Annotated in this window: 20 protein-coding genes and 1 tRNA gene; 12 read left to right on the forward strand and 9 right to left on the reverse strand. The window is 65.7% G+C overall.

The features are described 5' to 3' along the window. Positions 1 to 3 precede the first annotated feature (3 nt). Positions 4 to 252 carry a hypothetical protein gene (locus OG716_RS35650; protein ID WP_355119594.1) on the reverse strand — a complete coding sequence of 83 codons (249 nt, stop codon included), beginning with the start codon at positions 250 to 252 and terminating at the stop codon, positions 4 to 6. A gap of 132 nt (positions 253 to 384) precedes the next feature. Continuing rightward, complete coding sequence (locus OG716_RS35655; RefSeq protein ID WP_405134700.1) at positions 385 to 1,260, reverse strand: alpha/beta fold hydrolase; 876 nt, start codon at positions 1,258 to 1,260, stop codon at positions 385 to 387. A gap of 132 nt (positions 1,261 to 1,392) precedes the next feature. Between OG716_RS35655 and OG716_RS35660 the strand changes: the two genes are divergently transcribed. Then, on the forward strand, positions 1,393 to 2,349 hold the full coding sequence (locus OG716_RS35660) for an undecaprenyl-diphosphate phosphatase (RefSeq protein ID WP_405140138.1): 957 nt from the start codon (positions 1,393 to 1,395) through the stop codon (positions 2,347 to 2,349). Between the two features lie 6 nt (positions 2,350 to 2,355). Here the strand turns inward: OG716_RS35660 and OG716_RS35665 are convergent, their stop codons facing one another. Beyond that, positions 2,356 to 3,900 carry an acyl-CoA synthetase gene (locus OG716_RS35665; protein ID WP_405134701.1) on the reverse strand — a complete coding sequence of 515 codons (1,545 nt, stop codon included), beginning with the start codon at positions 3,898 to 3,900 and terminating at the stop codon, positions 2,356 to 2,358. A gap of 144 nt (positions 3,901 to 4,044) precedes the next feature. On the opposite strand from OG716_RS35665, the gene OG716_RS35670 reads away from it, so the two are divergent. The 11 genes from OG716_RS35670 to OG716_RS35720 all read left to right on the forward strand — a co-directional run bounded on the left by OG716_RS35670 (position 4,045) and on the right by OG716_RS35720 (position 13,447). Continuing rightward, positions 4,045 to 5,202 carry a helix-turn-helix domain-containing protein gene (locus OG716_RS35670; protein WP_405134702.1) on the forward strand — a complete coding sequence of 386 codons (1,158 nt, stop codon included), beginning with the start codon at positions 4,045 to 4,047 and terminating at the stop codon, positions 5,200 to 5,202. Between the two features lie 68 nt (positions 5,203 to 5,270). Beyond that, positions 5,271 to 5,396 carry a hypothetical protein gene (locus OG716_RS35675; protein ID WP_405134703.1) on the forward strand — a complete coding sequence of 42 codons (126 nt, stop codon included), beginning with the start codon at positions 5,271 to 5,273 and terminating at the stop codon, positions 5,394 to 5,396. A gap of 3 nt (positions 5,397 to 5,399) precedes the next feature. Further along, positions 5,400 to 5,846: a cation:proton antiporter gene (locus tag OG716_RS35680; RefSeq protein WP_405140140.1), complete on the forward strand. Its 447-nt coding sequence runs from the start codon at positions 5,400 to 5,402 to the stop codon at positions 5,844 to 5,846. An 89-nt stretch (positions 5,847 to 5,935) separates the two neighbouring features. Then, a complete protein-coding gene (locus OG716_RS35685; RefSeq protein ID WP_405134704.1) occupies positions 5,936 to 8,206 on the forward strand; it encodes a germacradienol/geosmin synthase in 2,271 nt (756 codons plus the stop codon). Positions 8,207 to 8,297: 91 nt separating this feature from the next. Beyond that, a complete protein-coding gene (locus OG716_RS35690) occupies positions 8,298 to 9,137 on the forward strand; it encodes a patatin-like phospholipase family protein (protein WP_405134705.1) in 840 nt (279 codons plus the stop codon). Positions 9,138 to 9,438: 301 nt separating this feature from the next. Continuing rightward, positions 9,439 to 9,594: a DUF6131 family protein gene (locus OG716_RS35695; protein WP_355119578.1), complete on the forward strand. Its 156-nt coding sequence runs from the start codon at positions 9,439 to 9,441 to the stop codon at positions 9,592 to 9,594. A gap of 40 nt (positions 9,595 to 9,634) precedes the next feature. Beyond that, positions 9,635 to 9,808, forward strand: a complete 174-nt coding sequence (locus OG716_RS35700) for a hypothetical protein (protein WP_405134706.1) — start codon at positions 9,635 to 9,637, stop codon at positions 9,806 to 9,808. A gap of 25 nt (positions 9,809 to 9,833) precedes the next feature. Further along, positions 9,834 to 10,007 (forward strand): CsbD family protein, encoded by a 174-nt coding sequence (locus tag OG716_RS35705; protein WP_405134707.1) that lies wholly within the window; start codon positions 9,834 to 9,836, stop codon positions 10,005 to 10,007. A gap of 40 nt (positions 10,008 to 10,047) precedes the next feature. Beyond that, positions 10,048 to 11,358: a class I SAM-dependent methyltransferase gene (locus OG716_RS35710; RefSeq protein ID WP_405134708.1), complete on the forward strand. Its 1,311-nt coding sequence runs from the start codon at positions 10,048 to 10,050 to the stop codon at positions 11,356 to 11,358. 86 nt (positions 11,359 to 11,444) lie between these two features. Further along, positions 11,445 to 12,911, forward strand: a complete 1,467-nt coding sequence (locus OG716_RS35715; protein ID WP_405134709.1) for a flavin-containing monooxygenase — start codon at positions 11,445 to 11,447, stop codon at positions 12,909 to 12,911. Between the two features lie 50 nt (positions 12,912 to 12,961). Further along, a complete protein-coding gene (locus OG716_RS35720; RefSeq protein WP_405134710.1) occupies positions 12,962 to 13,447 on the forward strand; it encodes a peptidylprolyl isomerase in 486 nt (161 codons plus the stop codon). A 15-nt stretch (positions 13,448 to 13,462) separates the two neighbouring features. Here the strand turns inward: OG716_RS35720 and OG716_RS35725 are convergent, their stop codons facing one another. From OG716_RS35725 to OG716_RS35750, 6 genes are all read right to left on the reverse strand, one after another. Beyond that, a complete protein-coding gene (locus OG716_RS35725) occupies positions 13,463 to 13,954 on the reverse strand; it encodes a hypothetical protein (RefSeq protein ID WP_405134711.1) in 492 nt (163 codons plus the stop codon). 20 nt (positions 13,955 to 13,974) lie between these two features. Then, complete coding sequence (locus tag OG716_RS35730; protein ID WP_405134712.1) at positions 13,975 to 14,433, reverse strand: MarR family winged helix-turn-helix transcriptional regulator; 459 nt, start codon at positions 14,431 to 14,433, stop codon at positions 13,975 to 13,977. A 532-nt stretch (positions 14,434 to 14,965) separates the two neighbouring features. Next, positions 14,966 to 15,038 (reverse strand) — tRNA-Ala (locus tag OG716_RS35735). Between the two features lie 85 nt (positions 15,039 to 15,123). Further along, positions 15,124 to 15,813 (reverse strand): TetR/AcrR family transcriptional regulator, encoded by a 690-nt coding sequence (locus tag OG716_RS35740; RefSeq protein ID WP_405140142.1) that lies wholly within the window; start codon positions 15,811 to 15,813, stop codon positions 15,124 to 15,126. A 249-nt stretch (positions 15,814 to 16,062) separates the two neighbouring features. Next, complete coding sequence (locus OG716_RS35745; protein ID WP_405134713.1) at positions 16,063 to 16,380, reverse strand: helix-turn-helix domain-containing protein; 318 nt, start codon at positions 16,378 to 16,380, stop codon at positions 16,063 to 16,065. Then, positions 16,377 to 16,742, reverse strand: a complete 366-nt coding sequence (locus OG716_RS35750; RefSeq protein ID WP_405134714.1) for a type II toxin-antitoxin system RelE/ParE family toxin — start codon at positions 16,740 to 16,742, stop codon at positions 16,377 to 16,379. Before OG716_RS35750 ends, OG716_RS35745 begins: the two co-directional genes overlap by 4 nt. Positions 16,743 to 16,845: the final 103 nt, after the last annotated feature.

Consider the following 16,845-nt stretch of genomic DNA (forward strand, 5'->3'; position numbering starts at 1 on the left):
ACCTCAGGGCGGCGGCCCGGCCGGTGGCGCGCCCGCGATCCGCGGTACGGCAATTCCGGGGAACCGGCGCTGAATTCGATCTACGCACCGGCGGACCACCGCCAGATCGGCATTGATCGATTGCCGCATATCCAGCGTGCCCGCCGTCTGTAGTCTTCGGGCGAGAGTTACCGCATGCTTTTCCAGCTCTGACAAGAAGACTCTGGCCTGCGCCAATTCCGGATCGTCGGCGGAATCGTAGCTATCGAACACGGTTTCCTCGGATCATGCGGTTCGGGAGGACCTTACGGCCGCTCGACCCCCTGGTCTGCATATTGCCGAAGTATTCCACGCATATACCGTCCATGCTGGCTGAATGGTTTGCGTTCGCCCGCGAACCGCCGATCAGTCACCCGAGTTCTGTTGCAGGAAGGCATGTGCCGCCTCGAATACGCCGCGCGGATCTTCGAGCTGCGGCCAGTGGCCGATTTCGGGGAGGCTGACAATATCGGGGTTCGGCACGATTTCGCGGTACCGGGCGGCCATATGCGCGCCCGAGTTCGGGTCGAGCGAGCCGTTGATCATGCGCATCGGCACGGTCGCGTGCACCAGCGGTTCGGCCCAGCGGTCGCGGAAGGTGACACGCTCGTCGATGAAGCGCCCGACCAGGTGTGAGACGAAGCGGCCGCGGTTGTAGAACAGGACCTCCAGCAGCACCCGCATCTCGTCGTCGGTGGGCTTGGTGGCCGGGCCGAACATCTCCCGCACCGAGGCCTTGACCAGACCGTCGGTCATGAGCGGCCCGGCGATATTGCCGAGCGGTGAGGTCAGCAGTTTCTGCACCAGCCGCGGCCGGTAGGCCTCCGCGAACAGCCCGCCGTTGAGGAACACCACCGCGTCGATGCCGGGTACCTCCGCGCCGTCCACCCGGCGGGCCAGCAATTCCTGCGCCACGCTGACGCCGAGATCGTGCGCGAGCAGCAGCGTGTGCGGCACGTCCAGTTGCCGCAGCAGCGCATCGTGCCGGGTGGCGTGTTCGAGCACGCTGTACGTGTGCCGGATCGGCTTGTCCGAGAAGCCCATACCGAGCATGTCCGGGGCGATCACGTCGTAGTGCGCGGTGAGATCGGGCCAGATGCGGTGCCAGTCATAGGAGTTGAACGGATAGCCGTGGATGAGCAGTAGGGTGGGCCCGCTGCCCTCGCGAATGTAGAAGGTGCGCTGCCCGTCGTGCTCGAAGTACCGGCCCCGCGCCAGCCAATCGGTCAGTTCGGGTCTCATGGCTATTTCCTACCACCGACTTGCCTCATCCACCGCCTTTGAGCAGTCGCCCGGGTGATCGAGTAGCCTCCCGGAGCGAGTAGCCTCGACCGGTTTCGAGGTGGCCCGACCGCTCGCCGCTCCCCGACAGGAATTCGTATGGCCATAAGCTACGTGGAATCGATCGTCGTCGGCGCGCTCCAGGGGGTGAGCGAGCTGTTCCCGGTATCGAGTCTGGGACACAGCATTCTGCTGCCCGCCCTGGTGGGCGGAAAGTGGGCCGATGACTTGAATATGTCGGCCAAGGATTCGCCGTACCTGGCATTGCTGGTCGCCATGCACGTCGCCACCGCCATCGCGCTGGTCGTGTTCTTCTGGCGCGACTGGGTGCGCATTTTCCGCGGGCTGTGGGATGTCGCGCGCACCCGGCAGATCCGCTCTCCCGAGGCGCAATTGGGAGTGCTGCTGATCATCGCCACCATTCCGGTCGGCCTGGCAGGGCTGGTGCTGGAGAAGGCGGTGCGCAACTATCTCGGCACGCCGATACCCACCTCGGCGTTCCTCGCGCTCAACGGCGTGGTGCTGCTGTCGGCGGAACTGCTGCGCAAGCGGGAGACCGAGCGCAATCTGGTGCTCTCCAGCCCCACCGCCCGCACGGTGGATCTGTCCGCGGAGGACACCCTGGTGCTGCCCACGACCGACCCGGACCACGCCTCCGATGTGCGGCTGTCCAGGCTCGGCGTGAAGTCCGTGCTGATTATCGGATCCGCCCAGATCGCAGCGCTTTTCCCCGGTATCAGCCGCTCCGGCAGCACCATTGTCGCGGGCCTGTTCAAGGGCATGCGGCACGAGGATGCGGCGCGTTTCGCGTTCCTGCTGGCCACGCCGGTGATCCTGGCGGCCGGAGTGCTCAAGACGCCGGAGCTGTTCAAGCCCGAGAACCACGACATTCTGGGTCCCGCCCTGGCGGGCAGTGTGGTGGCCGGTGTGCTCGCCTACGTTTCGGTCAAGTTCCTGGTCAGCTACTTCGAGACCAAGACGCTGACGCCGTTCGCCATCTACTGCCTGGTGGTCGGCGTCGGCAGTCTCGCCTACTTCAGCCTCGAGTGAGCCGAGTCAGTTCACCTGGCGGGCGTCGGCGTCCCAATACTGTTTGCGGAGATCGCGTTTCAGTATCTTGCCCGCCCCGGAGACCGGGAGCGCGGTCACCACATCGATGGTGCGGGGCGCCTTGTAACCGGCGATGAGGTTCTTGGCGTGCGCGCGGATCTCCTCGACGGTCACCTGCCTCCCGGGTTGACAGACGATGACCGCGTGCACGCGCTCACCCCAATCCTGGTCGGGCACGCCGATTACCGCGCAGGCGGCGACGGCGGGGTGGGCGGCGACCGCGTTCTCGACCTCGGCGGAATACACGTTCTCCCCGCCGCTGACGATCATGTCCTTGATCCGGTCGACGATGTAGACGTAGCCCTGCTCATCCATATAGCCGCCATCGCCGGTGTGCATCCAGCCGTCGCGCACCGCGGCCGCGGTCTCCTCCGGCCGGTTCCAGTAGCCGAGCATGACATGCGCACCGCCGACCACGATTTCGCCGACCGTGCCGCGCGGCACCTCGTTGCCGTCCGGATCCATGATCACCACTTCGCTGTGCGGCATCGCGCGCCCCGCCGAACGCAGGTGTCCCGCAAGGTGATCCGCGGCGCCGAGCAGGGTGGCGATGGGCGCGAGTTCGGTCATGCCGTACGCCTGCACGAAACCCGCTGCGCTGAAAGCCTTCATGGCGCGCTCGAGCAGTGCGGCCGAAATGGGTGATGCGCCGTACATGAGTTGCCGGACGCTGGAGAGATCGTGTTCGGCGACCGCCGGATGATCGACCAGCAGCTGAATCATGACCGGTACCAATACCGTTCCGGTCACCCGGTGCGTTTCGATGGCGGCCATGGTGGCCACCGGATCGAAGGCCGGGATCATGACGTGGGTGCCGCCCAGCAGCAGGGTGCCGTACCAGCCCGCCAGATCGGCGAGATGGAACATGGGCGCGGCGTGCAGGAATCGCACACCGGGCGTGAACAACTCACCGCTGGCGACACCGCCCAGTGCGGAGGTCGCGATATTGGTGTGGCTGAGCATGACGCCCTTGGGGAAACCCGTGGTGCCACCGGTGTAGAACACTCCGGCGAGCGCGTCACCGCCGCGCCGGGCGTCCGCGATCGGCGCCGCCGCGGCGATCAGTTCCTCGTAGCCGAGCATGCCCTCGGGCGTGGGGCCCTCGCCGCAGTGGATCACCGTGGCGAGTTCGGGATGCTCCTGCCGCAGTGCGGGCAGCATGGGTGCGAAGGCATCGTCGACCAGCAGCACCGTGGTGCCGGAGTCGCGCAGCGAATAGCTGATCTCGGCCGGGCTCCAGCGGATATTGACCGGATTGAGCACGGCATTCGCCCACGGCACGGCCAGCAGATATTCGTGATAGCGATCGGAGTTCAGGCCCAGGATGGCCACCCGGTCGCCGTCGCCGACCCCGAGGTCGCGCAGTGCGCTCGCCAGCCGGGCCACCCGATCCAGGCCCTCCCGGAAGGTCCGGGTGCGGTCCCCGAAAATGGTCATGACGGCGTCGGGGGTTTGCTGTGCGGCGCGGTGCAGTCCCTGGGTCAGGTACATGGGGCGAATCCTCTGTCGAACGGCGGTGTCGGACGTCACAAGTATCGGCAGGGGACTGTGACCTGGGCCATGGAGTGGGCACCGGACTATCGACCGCCGGGTTTGTTGGTTTTTCCAAAGTCCGGCCGTAGCCTCGAACCCGAGATGACCGATTCCCGCGACTCCGCGTCACCGACCGCACGCAGCCGGCTGCTGAATCGTGTGCTCGCGCAGGCCGACCAGCTGGTCGGCCGTATCGTCGCCCGCGCGCGGGCGGAGATGGCCGGCTATTCCGCGCTCACGGATGCGGAGATCGCCGCGACGACCGAGCTCATGGTGGATCGGCTGCTCGCCGCGCTCCGCGCCGAGCGCGCACTCACCGCGGACGATCTGGCCGCGCTGCGTGAGTTCGGGGAAACTCGTGCGCGGCAAGGTGTTTCACTGTCCGATGTGCAGAACGGCTGGCGCATCGCGGTGCGGGAAATCCTGGCGGATCTCATCACCTCCGGCCGCAGCGGCCGTATTGCCGACCGCGCCGTGCTGGCCCTCACCCACGATCTGCTCGATATTGTCGATCAGGCCAATCGGGCCTACAGCGCCGGTCACCGCGATGTGGAGATCGAGCTCGCGCGGCACGATCAGCAGTTCCGGGCCGAATTCGCGCGCGGTCTGCTGCTGGGCGGGCTCGCGCCCGCGGATATTCAGATTCAGGCGCAGCGGTACGGGCTGGACGTGCAGGACGTCTACCGCGCCTTTCGCGCCCGCGGCGACGATCCACTCGCCGCTGCCGATCTACGTCGATTACTCCGGCCGGGCCCGCAGGCGATACGCGGGTTCTCCACGGCCATGGACGGCGATCTCGCCGGGTTCGTGCTCGGGAGCGATCTGATCGAGAGCGCCGGCACCATCGGCTTCGGTCCCGCGACCCACCTGGCCGATCTGCCGCGATCATTCCGGCTGGCCAGCCGAATGCTCGCCACCGCGCACCGCTTCGATCTCACCGGTGCGGCCGATCTCGACCGCCTCGGCCTGCTGCCCGCGATCGTCGCCGACACCGACCTCGGCGAGGAACTCGCCGCCCGCTACCTCGATCCGCTGGGCTCCGGCGAGCAGGCCCGCACGGTCATCGACACCGTCGAGCGCTACCTCGAATCCGGCCTGCGCATCGAGGCCACCGCCGAGCGACTGATAGTGCACCAGAATACCGTTCGCTACCGTCTCGCTCGCTTCGAAGACCTCACCGGCACCGACCTGCGCGCACCGCACAGCGCCATCCGCGTCTGGTGGGCCATCCAGCACCGCCACGCGAATCCGCACACCTGAACGCCGAAGGCGATGTCCACAAGTGTTCGCTTGTGTGTTGCGGTCGAATGGATCCCGCGTCTGAGAGGATGTGCAGGGCATGGCTGCTGCGGGGGTTGTCCTGGCCTGTGTTGCTGCTGGCCGCCGCGCCGATACTGTCCTATGCCGTGGCGGTCGGCGTCCACGGCGATGGCTTTGTCGCCGCGTTCGTCTGAGGGCTGGCGTTCAAATACTGGCGTCGCTCCTCGAACTTCCGGCACGAGCTCGAGCTGCTGGACGATATCGGCTTCCTGCTCACCGTGGTGATGTGGTTCGTCGTCGGCAGTGTCGCGGTCTATGTACCGGTCGGTCCGCACCTGTGGAGGACCCTGCTCTTCAGCCTGGCCGCCCTCACCATTGTGCGGATTCTGCCGGCCTTCGCGGCCATGCTGGGCTCCACCTTTTCCTGGCGCGACCGGCTGCGGCTGGGCCCGCGCGGCACCACCTCGATCGTCTTCGCGCTGCTGGCCTGCAACGGATTGTCCGGTGAGCCAGCCGATTTCGCCCTGATCACCATGGTCTTCACCGTTTTCGGCAGTGTCGTGCTGCACGGCGCGGGTGTGCTACTCGCCGCAGGTCTGCGCGCGACGCACCGGCATCCTGATCACCTTCACCGATTTTCGTGATGGTTCCAGGTTCGGGTCGTACCGTAGATACCGCATAACGGCTTGTCTCGCTCGTCAGTATTCTCGGTTGAGTCCCAGGGGGTTGTGCTGTGCAGCCGTTCGAACTTCCCGATTTCTATATGCCCTATCCGGCGCGGCTGAATCCCCATGTCGACCAGGCTCGGGCGCACACCCGGGAGTGGGCCGCGGAGATGGGATTCTTCGAAATCCAAGAGGGTCACCACATTTGGGACGAAACGGACCTGGAACGTCACGATTACGGGCTGCTGTGCGCCTATACGCATCCCGAATGCGATGGTGCGGAACTGGATCTGATTACCGACTGGTATGTCTGGGTTTTCTATTTCGACGACCATTTCCTGGAGCTCTACAAGCGCACCCAGGATTCCGAGGGCGCGCGCGACTACCTGCACCGCCTCCGGGAATTCATGCCGCTCACCGGCACCGAAATGCCCGAGCCGACCAATCCGGTCGAACGCGGGCTGGCCGATCTGTGGCCGCGCACGGTGCCGAGCATGTCGCTGGACTGGCGCCGCCGCTTCGCTGTCACCACTCAGGCGCTGCTGGAGGAATCGCGCTGGGAGCTGGCCAATATCACCGAGGGCCGGATCGCCAATCCGATCGAGTACATCGAGATGCGCCGTAAGGTCGGTGGCGCGCCGTGGTCGGCGAATCTGGTGGAGCACGCCGTGCAGGCGGAAGTCCCCGCCGAGCTGGCCGCCACCCGGCCGCTGTGTGTCCTGCGCGACACCTTCTCCGACGGCGTGCATCTGCGCAACGACATCTTCTCCTATGAGCGTGAGGTGCGGGAGGAGGGTGAGAACGCCAATTGCATTCTGGTACTGGAGCGTTTCCTCGGCCTCGATACCCAGCCGGCCGCGGAGGTGGTCAATGATCTGCTGACCTCGCGGGTCCAGCAGTTCGAGTACACCGCCGTCACCGAATTGCCTTTGCTCTTCGCCGAATTCGGCGTCAGCCCGCAGGAGCAGGCCGATGTGGCGCTGTACGCCAAGGGATTACAGGACTGGCAGGCCGGCGGCCACGAATGGCATCTGCGGTCCAGCCGCTATATGAACAAGGGGCGCAAGTCCACGGCGAATCCGCTGCTCGCCATGCTCGCGCCGAGCGGTCTGGGCATGTCCGCACTGCGGATCAGCCCGAGCGGCCTGGGGCTCAAGCGATTCAACAGCTTCCTGCATGTGCCTTATGCGGAGGTCGGGCCCACCCCGCTGCCCGAGATCTATATGCCCTTCGCCCTGCGGTTGAATCCGCACCTGGACGCCGCGCGCGAGAATGCGGTCACCTGGGCCCGGGGGGTGGGCATGCTCGGCGCGGTGCCCGATACCGAGCTGACCCGGTGGAGCGAAAACGATCTGCGGGAGTTCGACTTCGCGCTCTGCTCTTCGGGTTTGGACCCGGACGCGACCGAATCCGAATTGGATCTGGCGACGCACTGGCTGACCTGGGGCACCTACGTCGACGACTACTATCCGGCGGTCTTCTTCCCCACCAAGAACCTGCTCGGCGCCAAACTCCAGGGCCGCCGGATGCTGGACTTCATGCCGCTCGACTCGGCGGCGCTCCCGCCCGCCGCGAATCCCATCGAAATGGGCCTGGCCGATCTCTGGGCACGTACCACCGGCGTGATGGACGCCGCCCAGAAGCGCGAATTCCGCACGGCCGTACAGAGTTTCATTTCCGCATGCGAATGGGAGGTGCTGAATCACGTGCTGCACCGCATCCCCGATCCCATCGATTATGTGGAGATGCGCCGCGATACCTTCGGTTCGGATCTGACCAAGGCGCTGTCCCGGCTCTCGCACGGCAATCTGGTTCCACCGGAGGTCTATCGCACCCAGACGCTCAAGAACCTGGAGAACACCGCCGCCGACTACGCGATCCTGCTCAACGACCTGTTCTCCTATCAGAAGGAGACGCAGTTCGAAGGCGACTTCCACAATGGCGTCAGCGTCATTCAGAATTTCCTGAGCTGCGACCGCGATCGAGCCGTCGAGATCGTCAACGATCTCATGACCGCACGCCTGCAGCAGTTCGAGCGCGTGGTCACCCACGAACTGCCCACGCTGTACGAGGAGTACCAACTCGACGAATCCGCCCGCCGCGTCCTCGACCAGCGTGCGGTCGAACTACAGGACTGGATGGCGGCAATCCTGAACTGGCACATCGGTTGTGGCCGCTACACCGAGTCGAAGCTGCAGGAGCGATTCCGCAGTGCACCGGCGGCACCCGTCGTGGCCGAACCGACCCCCGCATTGCTCTTCCTGCGACCGACCGGTCTGGGTACGAGCGCGGCTCGCATAGGCGGCGGGCTCGCCCGAGCCGGCCGGTCCGCCCGCTGACCCGGTTCAGCGCTCCCATTGCCCCTACGCCCGCTCTCCGGAAGTGTGAGGACGGACAGTGGGCGCAGGGGTATGGCAGAGGAGCGGGTAGATGGCGGACAAACGGGCATTGGTCATCGGCGGCGGTGGCGTCGCTGGAATCGCCTGGGCGAACGGGATTGTCGCGGGCTTGGCCGAGAACGGCGTCGATGTGCGTAATGCCGATGTGCTGGTGGGTACCTCAGCGGGCGCCAATGTCGCCGCGCAGGTCAGCAGCGGATTGACACCGGAGGAGCTGTTCGCGCGCCAGATCGATCCGGCTCTGCAGAGCAAAGAGCTGGTGCCGGAGGGCAATTCGGTCGAGGGCCTCTGGGCGGAGATTCTCGATATTCAGGCGGCGACCGAGGGCAATCCGGCCGAGGCGCGGCGGCGGCTCTGCGCATTGGCCAGGACCGTGCATTCGGTGCCCGTGGCGGCCCGCCGGGCGGTCATCGAATCCCGGCTGCCGGCGCACGAATGGCCGCGGCAAGCGCTGCTGGTCACCGTGGTGAACGCGGAAACCGGTGAGCCGCAGGTCTTCGACCGCGATTCGGGTATCGCACTGGTGGATGCGGTGACCGCCAGCTCGGCCGTCCCGCTGGTCTGGCCCTGCCACCTCATCGACGGGGTGCACTACACCGATGGCGGCGTGCGCACCTCCGTGAATGCGGACCTGGCCGTCGGCTACGAGCGGGTGCTGATCATCGCCCCGCTCCCGGACGAGGAGTTGGAACAGCAGATCTCGACCCTCACCGAGAAGGGCGCCCGGGTCGAGGTGATCAGTCCCGACGAGGCTTCGTTCACGGCCTTCGGGGCGAATCCGCTGGACACCGTCTCCCGCGTGCCGTCCGCTGATGCCGGTCGCGATCAAGGCAAGTCCGTGGCGGACCGGATCGCGGCCCTCTGGAACTGACTATTTCCCCGGCCGGAGATCGAAGGTGCTGGAGCCTGCTGCCCCGGCCGGGATGATGGGCAGCGTCACCGACGACGGGTGCGCGGCATCCTTGTAGATGGTCTGGGTCGCGGGCTGGGTGCGGGCAATACACCTCGCTGTGCGGGGCAGGGGGACTGCGCCGGCCTAATCCGCGGCCCTGGTGGAGCGGCCCCTCTCTCGGAAAATCCACTGTAGGTTGCAAGTGTAGGTCTACAGCGTTGACATACCGGTGGCGGAGGCGTGTACTGGAAAGACCACCAGAGAAATTAGGTATCCACTCATGATCGCTCTCGGACTGGTCCTGCTAGTCGTGGGATTCCTCTTGGGCTTCCACCTCCTCGTCACCATCGGGATCATCCTGCTGATCATCGGCGCAGTGCTGATGATCGCGGGCCGCACCGGGCACGCCGTCGGCGGCCGCAGCCACTACTACTGATCGACAGCGATCCGGGCGTAAGCACCCCTGAGGAGTCTCGATGATCGTCATCATCGCGCTGTGCGCCGGAATCCTCATCGGCGCAATCGGAATGGCGTTGCTGAGCCGCCGCACGCGCCCGGGGGTCACCGCCGCGGGGCGTGACCTCAGCGAAAACGCCGGTGGCTCCCGGCATATTCGCACCCACCCGAGTTGGCGGGACCGGCTCGAGTAATCAAGCGCAGGAAGGGACAACCGCGATGAGCATCGGCAGGGCGATCGCCCACAAGGCCAAGATCGCGCGCGGCACGATCAAGCAGTTCATCGGCCGTGCCATCGGCGACACCCGCCTGCGGAACCAGGGCGGCCTCGACCGCGCCAGCGGTAATGCCGCGCGCGCGGTCGACAAACTCGGCAACGCCCTCGGGCGCTGACCTCCGCGCGCAGCCGCGTGTGACAGGCAATAGTGGTTGTATGGGCAACAACGCAACAGTCGCGGCCGCGTTCGAACCTCTTCTGCGGGCCGCCTTCGGCACACAGCCGCCGCTACGGTTCGAGTTCTGGGACGGCAGCTCGGTGCAACCCGCCGGTGAGTCTCCCGGCGCCATGCGCATTCGCTCGAAAGATGCTCTGGGCCATATGGTTTGGGCGCCAGGCGAGCTGGGACTCGGCCGTGCTTTCGTCTCCGGCAGCGTCGACCTCGACGGCGATATCTTCAAGATTCTGCGTGCGCTGCAGACCGCGGTGCCGGACAGTGCGCGGCTGGGTCTGAGCGGTGCGGTCAAGGCCGCGGGTGCGGCGCGGCAGCTCGGCGCGCTCAGCCATCGTCCGAAGCCGCCGCCCGAGGAGGCCCCGGCCCCGCGCGGCTGGCTGCATACGCGCGGACGTGACGCGGCGGCCATCAGCCACCACTACGACGTCGGCAACGACTTCTACCGATTGGTGCTCGGGCCGAGCATGACCTACTCGTGTGCGCGCTTCGTCGCCGCTGATGATGACGGCCGACGGGCTGCCGACGCCAACGTCTCCCTGGAAGACGCCCAGGCTGCCAAACATGATCTGATCTGCCGCAAGCTGGGCCTGTCCGAGCGTCGCGGTATGCGCCTGCTGGATGTCGGCTGCGGCTGGGGTTCCATGGCGATGCATGCGGCCGAGGTCTACGGCGCGCAGGTCGTGGGCGTCACGATCAGCAAGGAGCAGGCCGAGGCCGCGCGTAAACGCATCGCCGAAGCCGGCCTCTCCGACAGTGTCGAAATCCGCCTGTCCGACTACCGCGACCTGCGTGGCGAGGAGTTCGACGCGATCTCCTCGATCGGCATGTTCGAACACGTCGGCGCGAATCGCATGGCCGCGTACTTCGAAACCCTGCGCGCACTGCTGCATCCCGAGGGCCGCCTGCTCAACCACGCGATCTCGTCCAAGGGCGGTTCCAAGATCACGGCCCGCTCGTTCATCGGCCGCTATGTCTTCCCCGACGGCGAACTGCTCGACGTCGGAGATGTCACCCTGGCAATGGAACGCGCCGGTTTCGAGGTCCGCGATGTGGAAGCCCTCCGCGAGCACTACGCGCTGACCCTCCGTCAATGGGTGGCCAACCTCGAAAACGCCTGGGACGAAGCGGTTTCCCTCGCGGGCGAGGGCCGGGCCCGCATCTGGCGCATCTACATGGCGGCCTCCGCCCTCGGCTTCGAAGACGGCGGCATCGGGCTGCACCAGGTCCTCGGCGTGGTTCCCGACCCGCAGGGCCGCACCGGTATGCCCGGCACCCGTCGCGCCTGGGCCTGATCCGATCCTTCGTTGACATCCTCACCAAACAGAAATACCGTCGGTATTCGAATTCTGGCGGTATCAAAGTGAAGGATGTGTGCGGCATGTCTGCGTCTCGTCAACCCCGCGTCGTGATCATCGGCGCGGGTGTGTCCGGTATTGCGAGTGCGATTACGCTGCAGCGCAACGGTTTCCACGATTTCGTAATACTGGAGAAGGGGTCCGACGTCGGCGGGGTCTGGCATTGGAACCATTACCCGGGACTGACCTGCGATGTGCCGTCGCAGGTGTACCAGTTCGGCTTCGCGCCGAAGCCGGACTGGTCGCACGTGTTCGCACCCGGCCCGGAGATCCAGCGCTATCTCGCCGATATTGTCGACCAGTTCGGACTGCGCCCGCATCTGCGGGTCGATGCCGAGGTGGTCGCGGCGGAATTCACCGGCTCCGGGTGGCGGGTCGAGACCGGTGCCGGGGAGGCTTACGACGCCGACTTCGTGATCGCCGCCACCGGCGTCCTGCATCATCCGGCCTGGCCCGATATCGCGGGTCTGGACGAGTTCACCGGCACCGTGGTGCACACCGCCCGCTGGGATGATTCCCTGCCGACCGCCGGGCGGCGGATCGCCGTGATCGGCACCGGATCCACTGGGGTGCAAGTAGTTTCGGCACTGCAGCCGAAGGCGCGGCAGATCACCCACTTCGTACGCAGCCCGCAGTGGGTGATCTGGGCCCCGATGCAATTGCCGCAGCCGGCGTTTGTCGGCGCCGTACTGGATCGGCTACCGGCTCTCAACCGGGCGCTCTACCAGGCCGGAATGACCGGCGCGAAGCTGTTCACCGATGTGGTCACCCGCCCGAGCTGGCGGCGGCGCGCCGTGCAGCAGTACGCGCGGTTGAGTCTGCGCACCCAGGTCGGCGACCCGGAACTGCGCGAGCGGCTCACCCCCGACTACCAGCCGCTGTGTAAGCGACAGGTGTTGTCCGGCAGCTACTATCGCGCACTGCGCGCCGGCAATGCGGAACTCGTCACCACCGGCATCGAGGCGATCACCCCGACGGGCATTCGCACTTCCGACGGCCGCCACCACGAGGTCGATACGATCGTCTTCGCCACCGGCTTCCGCGCGCACGACTATATGCGCCCGATGAGATTGACCGGCCGCGACGGAATCTCCATCGACGAGGCCTGGGCCAAGGGCCCCCGCGCCTACCGCATGACCGCGATCCCCGGTTTCCCCAATTTCTTCACCGTGCTCGGCCCCAACTCGCCCACCGGTTCCATCCCTCTGCACCACGCCGCGGAAGTCACCGCGCGCTACATCGCCGCCTGGATAAACCGCTGGAGCACAGGCGAATTCGACACCCTGGAGGTCACCGAAGCGGCCACCGACCGCTTCGGCGCGCACGTGGCCGAGGCGCTGGAGCCCACGGTCTGGAACACCGGCTGCAACTCCTGGTACTTCACCGAGGGCGGCCATATCGACCTGCTGCCCTTCAACCGCCACACCATGGAAACCATGCTCTCCGATCCCGACGCCGAGGACTTCCACCTGAGCACACAGGGGGCGTAGCGGCCATATACATTTGCTCGTTCAGCGTTCCTCTCCGAAAGGGTTACCCCATGTCGATCACTGCCAACAAGGTTGTCTCCATCGACTACACCCTGACCGACGACGACGGCGAGGTCATCGACACCTCGACCGGCGCCGAACCGCTCGAATACCTGCACGGCGCCGACAACATCGTCCCCGGGCTGGAAGGCGCGCTGGAGGGCAAGGCCGTCGGTGACGAGCTGAAGGTCGTCATCGAGCCGGAGGACGGCTACGGCGAATACGAGGCCGAGCTGATCAGCATTGTCAGCCGCGGCGATATCGAGGGCATCGACGAGCTCGAGGTCGGCATGGAACTGCACGCCGAGACCCCCGACGGCGACGTCCAGATCATCACCATCCGCGAACTGGACGGCGATGAGGTGACCGTCGACGCCAACCACCCGCTGGCCGGTCAGCGCCTGACCTTCCAGGTCCGCGTCGTCGACGTCCGCGATGCCACCGCGGACGAGCTCGCACACGGCCACCCGCACGGCGAAGACGACCACGAGCACTGATTCCAGACAGCCTTCCTATTCGAGGGAGGGGCCGGTCGCGGGTGAGTTCACACCGCTCCGGCCACCTGCGACCGGGCGGAGCCGGCCGGTGAGCCGGAGACCGTCGCGAACATTCAATGACATCAATGCGATATTGGTCGCGCCCGCGATGAGCTCCAGGGCCTGCACGCAATAGAACGCGACACCGAAGTGACCGTGCCCGGCGAGTACGTCCAGTGTGATCGCCGACGGAATCAGCACCAGCAGACCGTTGCCGGCGATGATCGGCATCCGGCGCTTTTTTGCGAGGACAGGCGGTGCTGTCGATCCCGCGGACATACGGAAGCCGCTCGCTCCGGTGATCGCCAGGGTGAGGACCAGAATCGGCAGTCCAAACGGAATTGTCTGCTTCAGCGTGGTGACATCCTGCGTCGATCCGAACATCTCCGTCGCCACGGTCGAGATCCAGAAGGTCGCGATGGTGGTCAGTCCGATTGCACCCGCGAAGGGATGAATGCGGGAGAGCATGGTTCACCTCTCTTCGGCGGTCATCCGGCCCGATCGGCGTCGAGATTGCCGATCGCCCGTCGAGCCATGCGAAGGAAATGTTCTTCCTGCGGATCCGGAAAACCCGCAGTGGCAATGGCATTCACGTCGAGCGCAGCCGCGACCAGCGGGCCCTGCAGTTCCCGGGCGCGATCGGTGAGGTGGATCAGCGCCCGTCGCCCGTCCGCTGGATCGGCAGTGCGCAGAATCAACCCGTCACGTTCCATCCGCTTGAGCGTGTGGGCCATCGTCGACTGATCGATGCGCACTTTCTCGCAGAGCTCGTTCTGCGCAATACCGTCCTTCTCGTACAGTGCGAGCAGTTGCGCGAATTGTCCTGGCACCACACCGTATTCGGCGATTCGATCGCGCAGCGCCTGTTCCATGAGCCGAGCGAGATGATTGATCACATATTCGAGTGAGGTGCGCCGGTCGACCGGGAGTGCCTCAGGTGGTTCCATTCTCACCCTCCATCGATACTGCGTGCGCAGCCGCCTTCGAGAGTGCATGGCAAGCCATGTAAATGCGACAGTGCCGATTGGCGCTGCAGTGGCAACGACACGGCCTCCGGCGTGGAGTTTCCGTGAACAGGCAGCGCCGAAGCGACCGGCGCACCGGGAAAGACCGTAGCAATAGCGAGAAAGCCTATGGCAGCACGCATTACAGAAGCACTCCGATGAGGGCCTCGCTCACCCCAGTCCAAAGCGCTCCTCGGCGTCACACACCGCGTAGGGTGCCTGGCCATGAAACGAATCCATGCGTTCGTGGTGGCGGGGATTGCGGGCTCGATGATGATGGCCGGAGGGCGGGTGGCACAGGCCCAGGCGACCGGCTCCGGCGCGGAAGGCGGCGTCGGGCAGATAACGGTGACAGTGCAAGCGGATACCGGAGCAAGGCGCCCAGTTGTCGACGGATGGCGAAGGTGTGATTACACAAGTGCGAAAACGACGATCGCCCGCAGCCTCTGTCGAGATCACGGGCGATCGGTGAAAGTGGAGCTAAGGGGAATCGAACCCCTGACCTTCTCGATGCGAACGAGACGCGCTACCAACTGCGCTATAGCCCCAGCCGCTGACCGTTACCGGCCTGCGGTGGAAAACTTTAGCAGGTGGGCGGGGGTGTCGCCGAATCGGCTGGTTGGGGGCTGTTTCTCAGGGGGAATCGAGGGGGGTGGTGTAGGAGTCGAGGACTCGGAGGAAGAGGTCTAGGCGGTAGTCGCGGAGGGCGGGGGTGCCGGGTTCGAGGAGGCATTGGGCCATCGTGCCGTCGTGGACTGCGATCAAGGCTCGGCTCAGGGCTGCCGGGTCAGGGACTTGGCGGCCGGCGCGCTTCAGGAGGCGGGTGAGGACGGGGGTGAGGGCGGCGCTGATGGCTTCCTCGCGGGCGACCATGACTCGGCGCAGGGGTGGGTTGCGGAGGGCGTGGGCGGTGAATTCGGAGGTGATGCGAAACCACTTGTCGTCCACGGGGACTGCGGCCAGCACATGCTCTACCACTTGCCGCGGATCGTCGACGGGGAGGTCGGTGTACAGCACTGCGGTCACCTGCTCGAGCATTGCCGCCGAGCGCTGTTCCCACATGGCGAGGAACAACTCCTCCAATGAGGTGAAGTTCGAATAGAACGCGCCCCGCGTGAACCCGGCCCGCTCACAAATCTGCTCGACCGTGCACCGCCCCAGCCCGTCCTCGGCGAAGGCATCGAATGCCGCATCGAGTAGCCGCTGCCGAGTCTGCGACCGCCTGCGCTTGACCGGCGTTTCACCGCCGGAACCCGCGGTTCGCGACGGTTCGCGGCGATTCACCGGCGTTTCGCTGCCAGAACGCGGCGGTCGGCGATTCATCGCCGCAGCTGTTTCGGCGGTGCCCAGTCGAGGGCCGACCACATCGCCGTTGGGGGAGTTATCGGCCCTGCTCACGACCGCATCGTATCGGGTGCGGTGCGAGAGGCAGGAGGGCGCGAGCCCATATCGGGTCACCGGGGTATCGGCCTGAGCGGTCACAAATCGCCTCGAGGCGGCAAATTTTGCATGTGTCGGTCGATTTTCGACCGCTCAGGCCGGGCGACAAGGTCTTCCGGCGCCTGTCCGGGATCAAGCGATGGCCGCTGTCTCCCCATCGTCGAAGTGAATCGACTGTTGGAGTCGGCCGCCGAGCGCAGTCGCGTAGCGAGCCAGCAGTTCGTAGCCCGCGATATTGCCGCGCTCGATTTGCGAGATCCGCCCCTTGGTGACTCCCATGCGTTCGGCGATCTGCAGCTGGGTCAGCCCGCGAGACAGGCGGATCTCGGCGAGACGATGGCCGATCATCTCGGCCAGCAGTTCCTCTCTGCCGACAGCAACAGCTTCTTCGCCGCCCGCGCGTTCGATGAGCTCGGCGCGGATGTCTTGCCAGCGCGAGTGTCCGCTCATCGCGGCCCCTCCAGTTCCTCTCGTCGTTCGGTCAAGTATGTCTCGTAGCGTTGTTCGGCTAGCGGAATCGCTGTGCGATACCACGAATCCCACCTTTTGTGCTTATCGCCGGCAACCAAGAGAACAGTCGATCGCCAGGGATCGAACACGAACAGGATGCGGACGGTGCCTGGGCGCAGCTCCTTCAGGTTCGGGATCTTCGAACACGTGATGGTGTCCGCGAGTGGCCGCCCGAGGCCGGGTCCGAACTCGGCCAATATGTCGATGGCTTGAACCACCCGATTGAAGTCGGATCCTTCCAATTGCTCGATCCATTCCCGAACTTCATCGACTACATAGATGTCCCAGCCCTGGCCGGCCACCGGAGTGAGTATAGTAATCACTATACCTCGTGCGTTGCGGTTTCGTCCGACGTGAGTTCGTGGTCAGCGAATGGGGCTAGCGCCGAAGTATGGGAAGCCTGCG

The sequence above is a fragment of the Nocardia sp. NBC_01388 genome, assembly GCF_045040085.1.
Lineage (GTDB): Bacteria > Actinomycetota > Actinomycetes > Mycobacteriales > Mycobacteriaceae > Nocardia.

Bases quoted from the DNA above. Each gene is read 5' to 3' on its own strand.
- OG716_RS35655 (WP_405134700.1), bottom strand. From the start codon at position 1,260: ATGAGACCCGAACTGACCGATTGGCTGGCGCGGGGCCGGTACTTCGAG.
- OG716_RS35665 (WP_405134701.1), bottom strand. From the start codon at position 3,900: ATGTACCTGACCCAGGGACTGCACCGCGCCGCACAGCAAACCCCCGAC.
- OG716_RS35670 (WP_405134702.1), top strand. From the start codon at position 4,045: ATGACCGATTCCCGCGACTCCGCGTCACCGACCGCACGCAGCCGGCTG.
- OG716_RS35675 (WP_405134703.1), top strand. From the start codon at position 5,271: ATGTGCAGGGCATGGCTGCTGCGGGGGTTGTCCTGGCCTGTGTTGCTG.
- OG716_RS35690 (WP_405134705.1), top strand. From the start codon at position 8,298: ATGGCGGACAAACGGGCATTGGTCATCGGCGGCGGTGGCGTCGCTGGA.
- OG716_RS35695 (WP_355119578.1), top strand. From the start codon at position 9,439: ATGATCGCTCTCGGACTGGTCCTGCTAGTCGTGGGATTCCTCTTGGGC.
- OG716_RS35700 (WP_405134706.1), top strand. From the start codon at position 9,635: ATGATCGTCATCATCGCGCTGTGCGCCGGAATCCTCATCGGCGCAATC.
- OG716_RS35705 (WP_405134707.1), top strand. From the start codon at position 9,834: ATGAGCATCGGCAGGGCGATCGCCCACAAGGCCAAGATCGCGCGCGGC.
- OG716_RS35710 (WP_405134708.1), top strand. From the start codon at position 10,048: ATGGGCAACAACGCAACAGTCGCGGCCGCGTTCGAACCTCTTCTGCGG.
- OG716_RS35715 (WP_405134709.1), top strand. From the start codon at position 11,445: ATGTCTGCGTCTCGTCAACCCCGCGTCGTGATCATCGGCGCGGGTGTG.
- OG716_RS35720 (WP_405134710.1), top strand. From the start codon at position 12,962: ATGTCGATCACTGCCAACAAGGTTGTCTCCATCGACTACACCCTGACC.
- OG716_RS35725 (WP_405134711.1), bottom strand. From the start codon at position 13,954: ATGCTCTCCCGCATTCATCCCTTCGCGGGTGCAATCGGACTGACCACC.
- OG716_RS35730 (WP_405134712.1), bottom strand. From the start codon at position 14,433: ATGGAACCACCTGAGGCACTCCCGGTCGACCGGCGCACCTCACTCGAA.
- OG716_RS35740 (WP_405140142.1), bottom strand. From the start codon at position 15,813: ATGAATCGCCGACCGCCGCGTTCTGGCAGCGAAACGCCGGTGAATCGC.
- OG716_RS35745 (WP_405134713.1), bottom strand. From the start codon at position 16,380: ATGAGCGGACACTCGCGCTGGCAAGACATCCGCGCCGAGCTCATCGAA.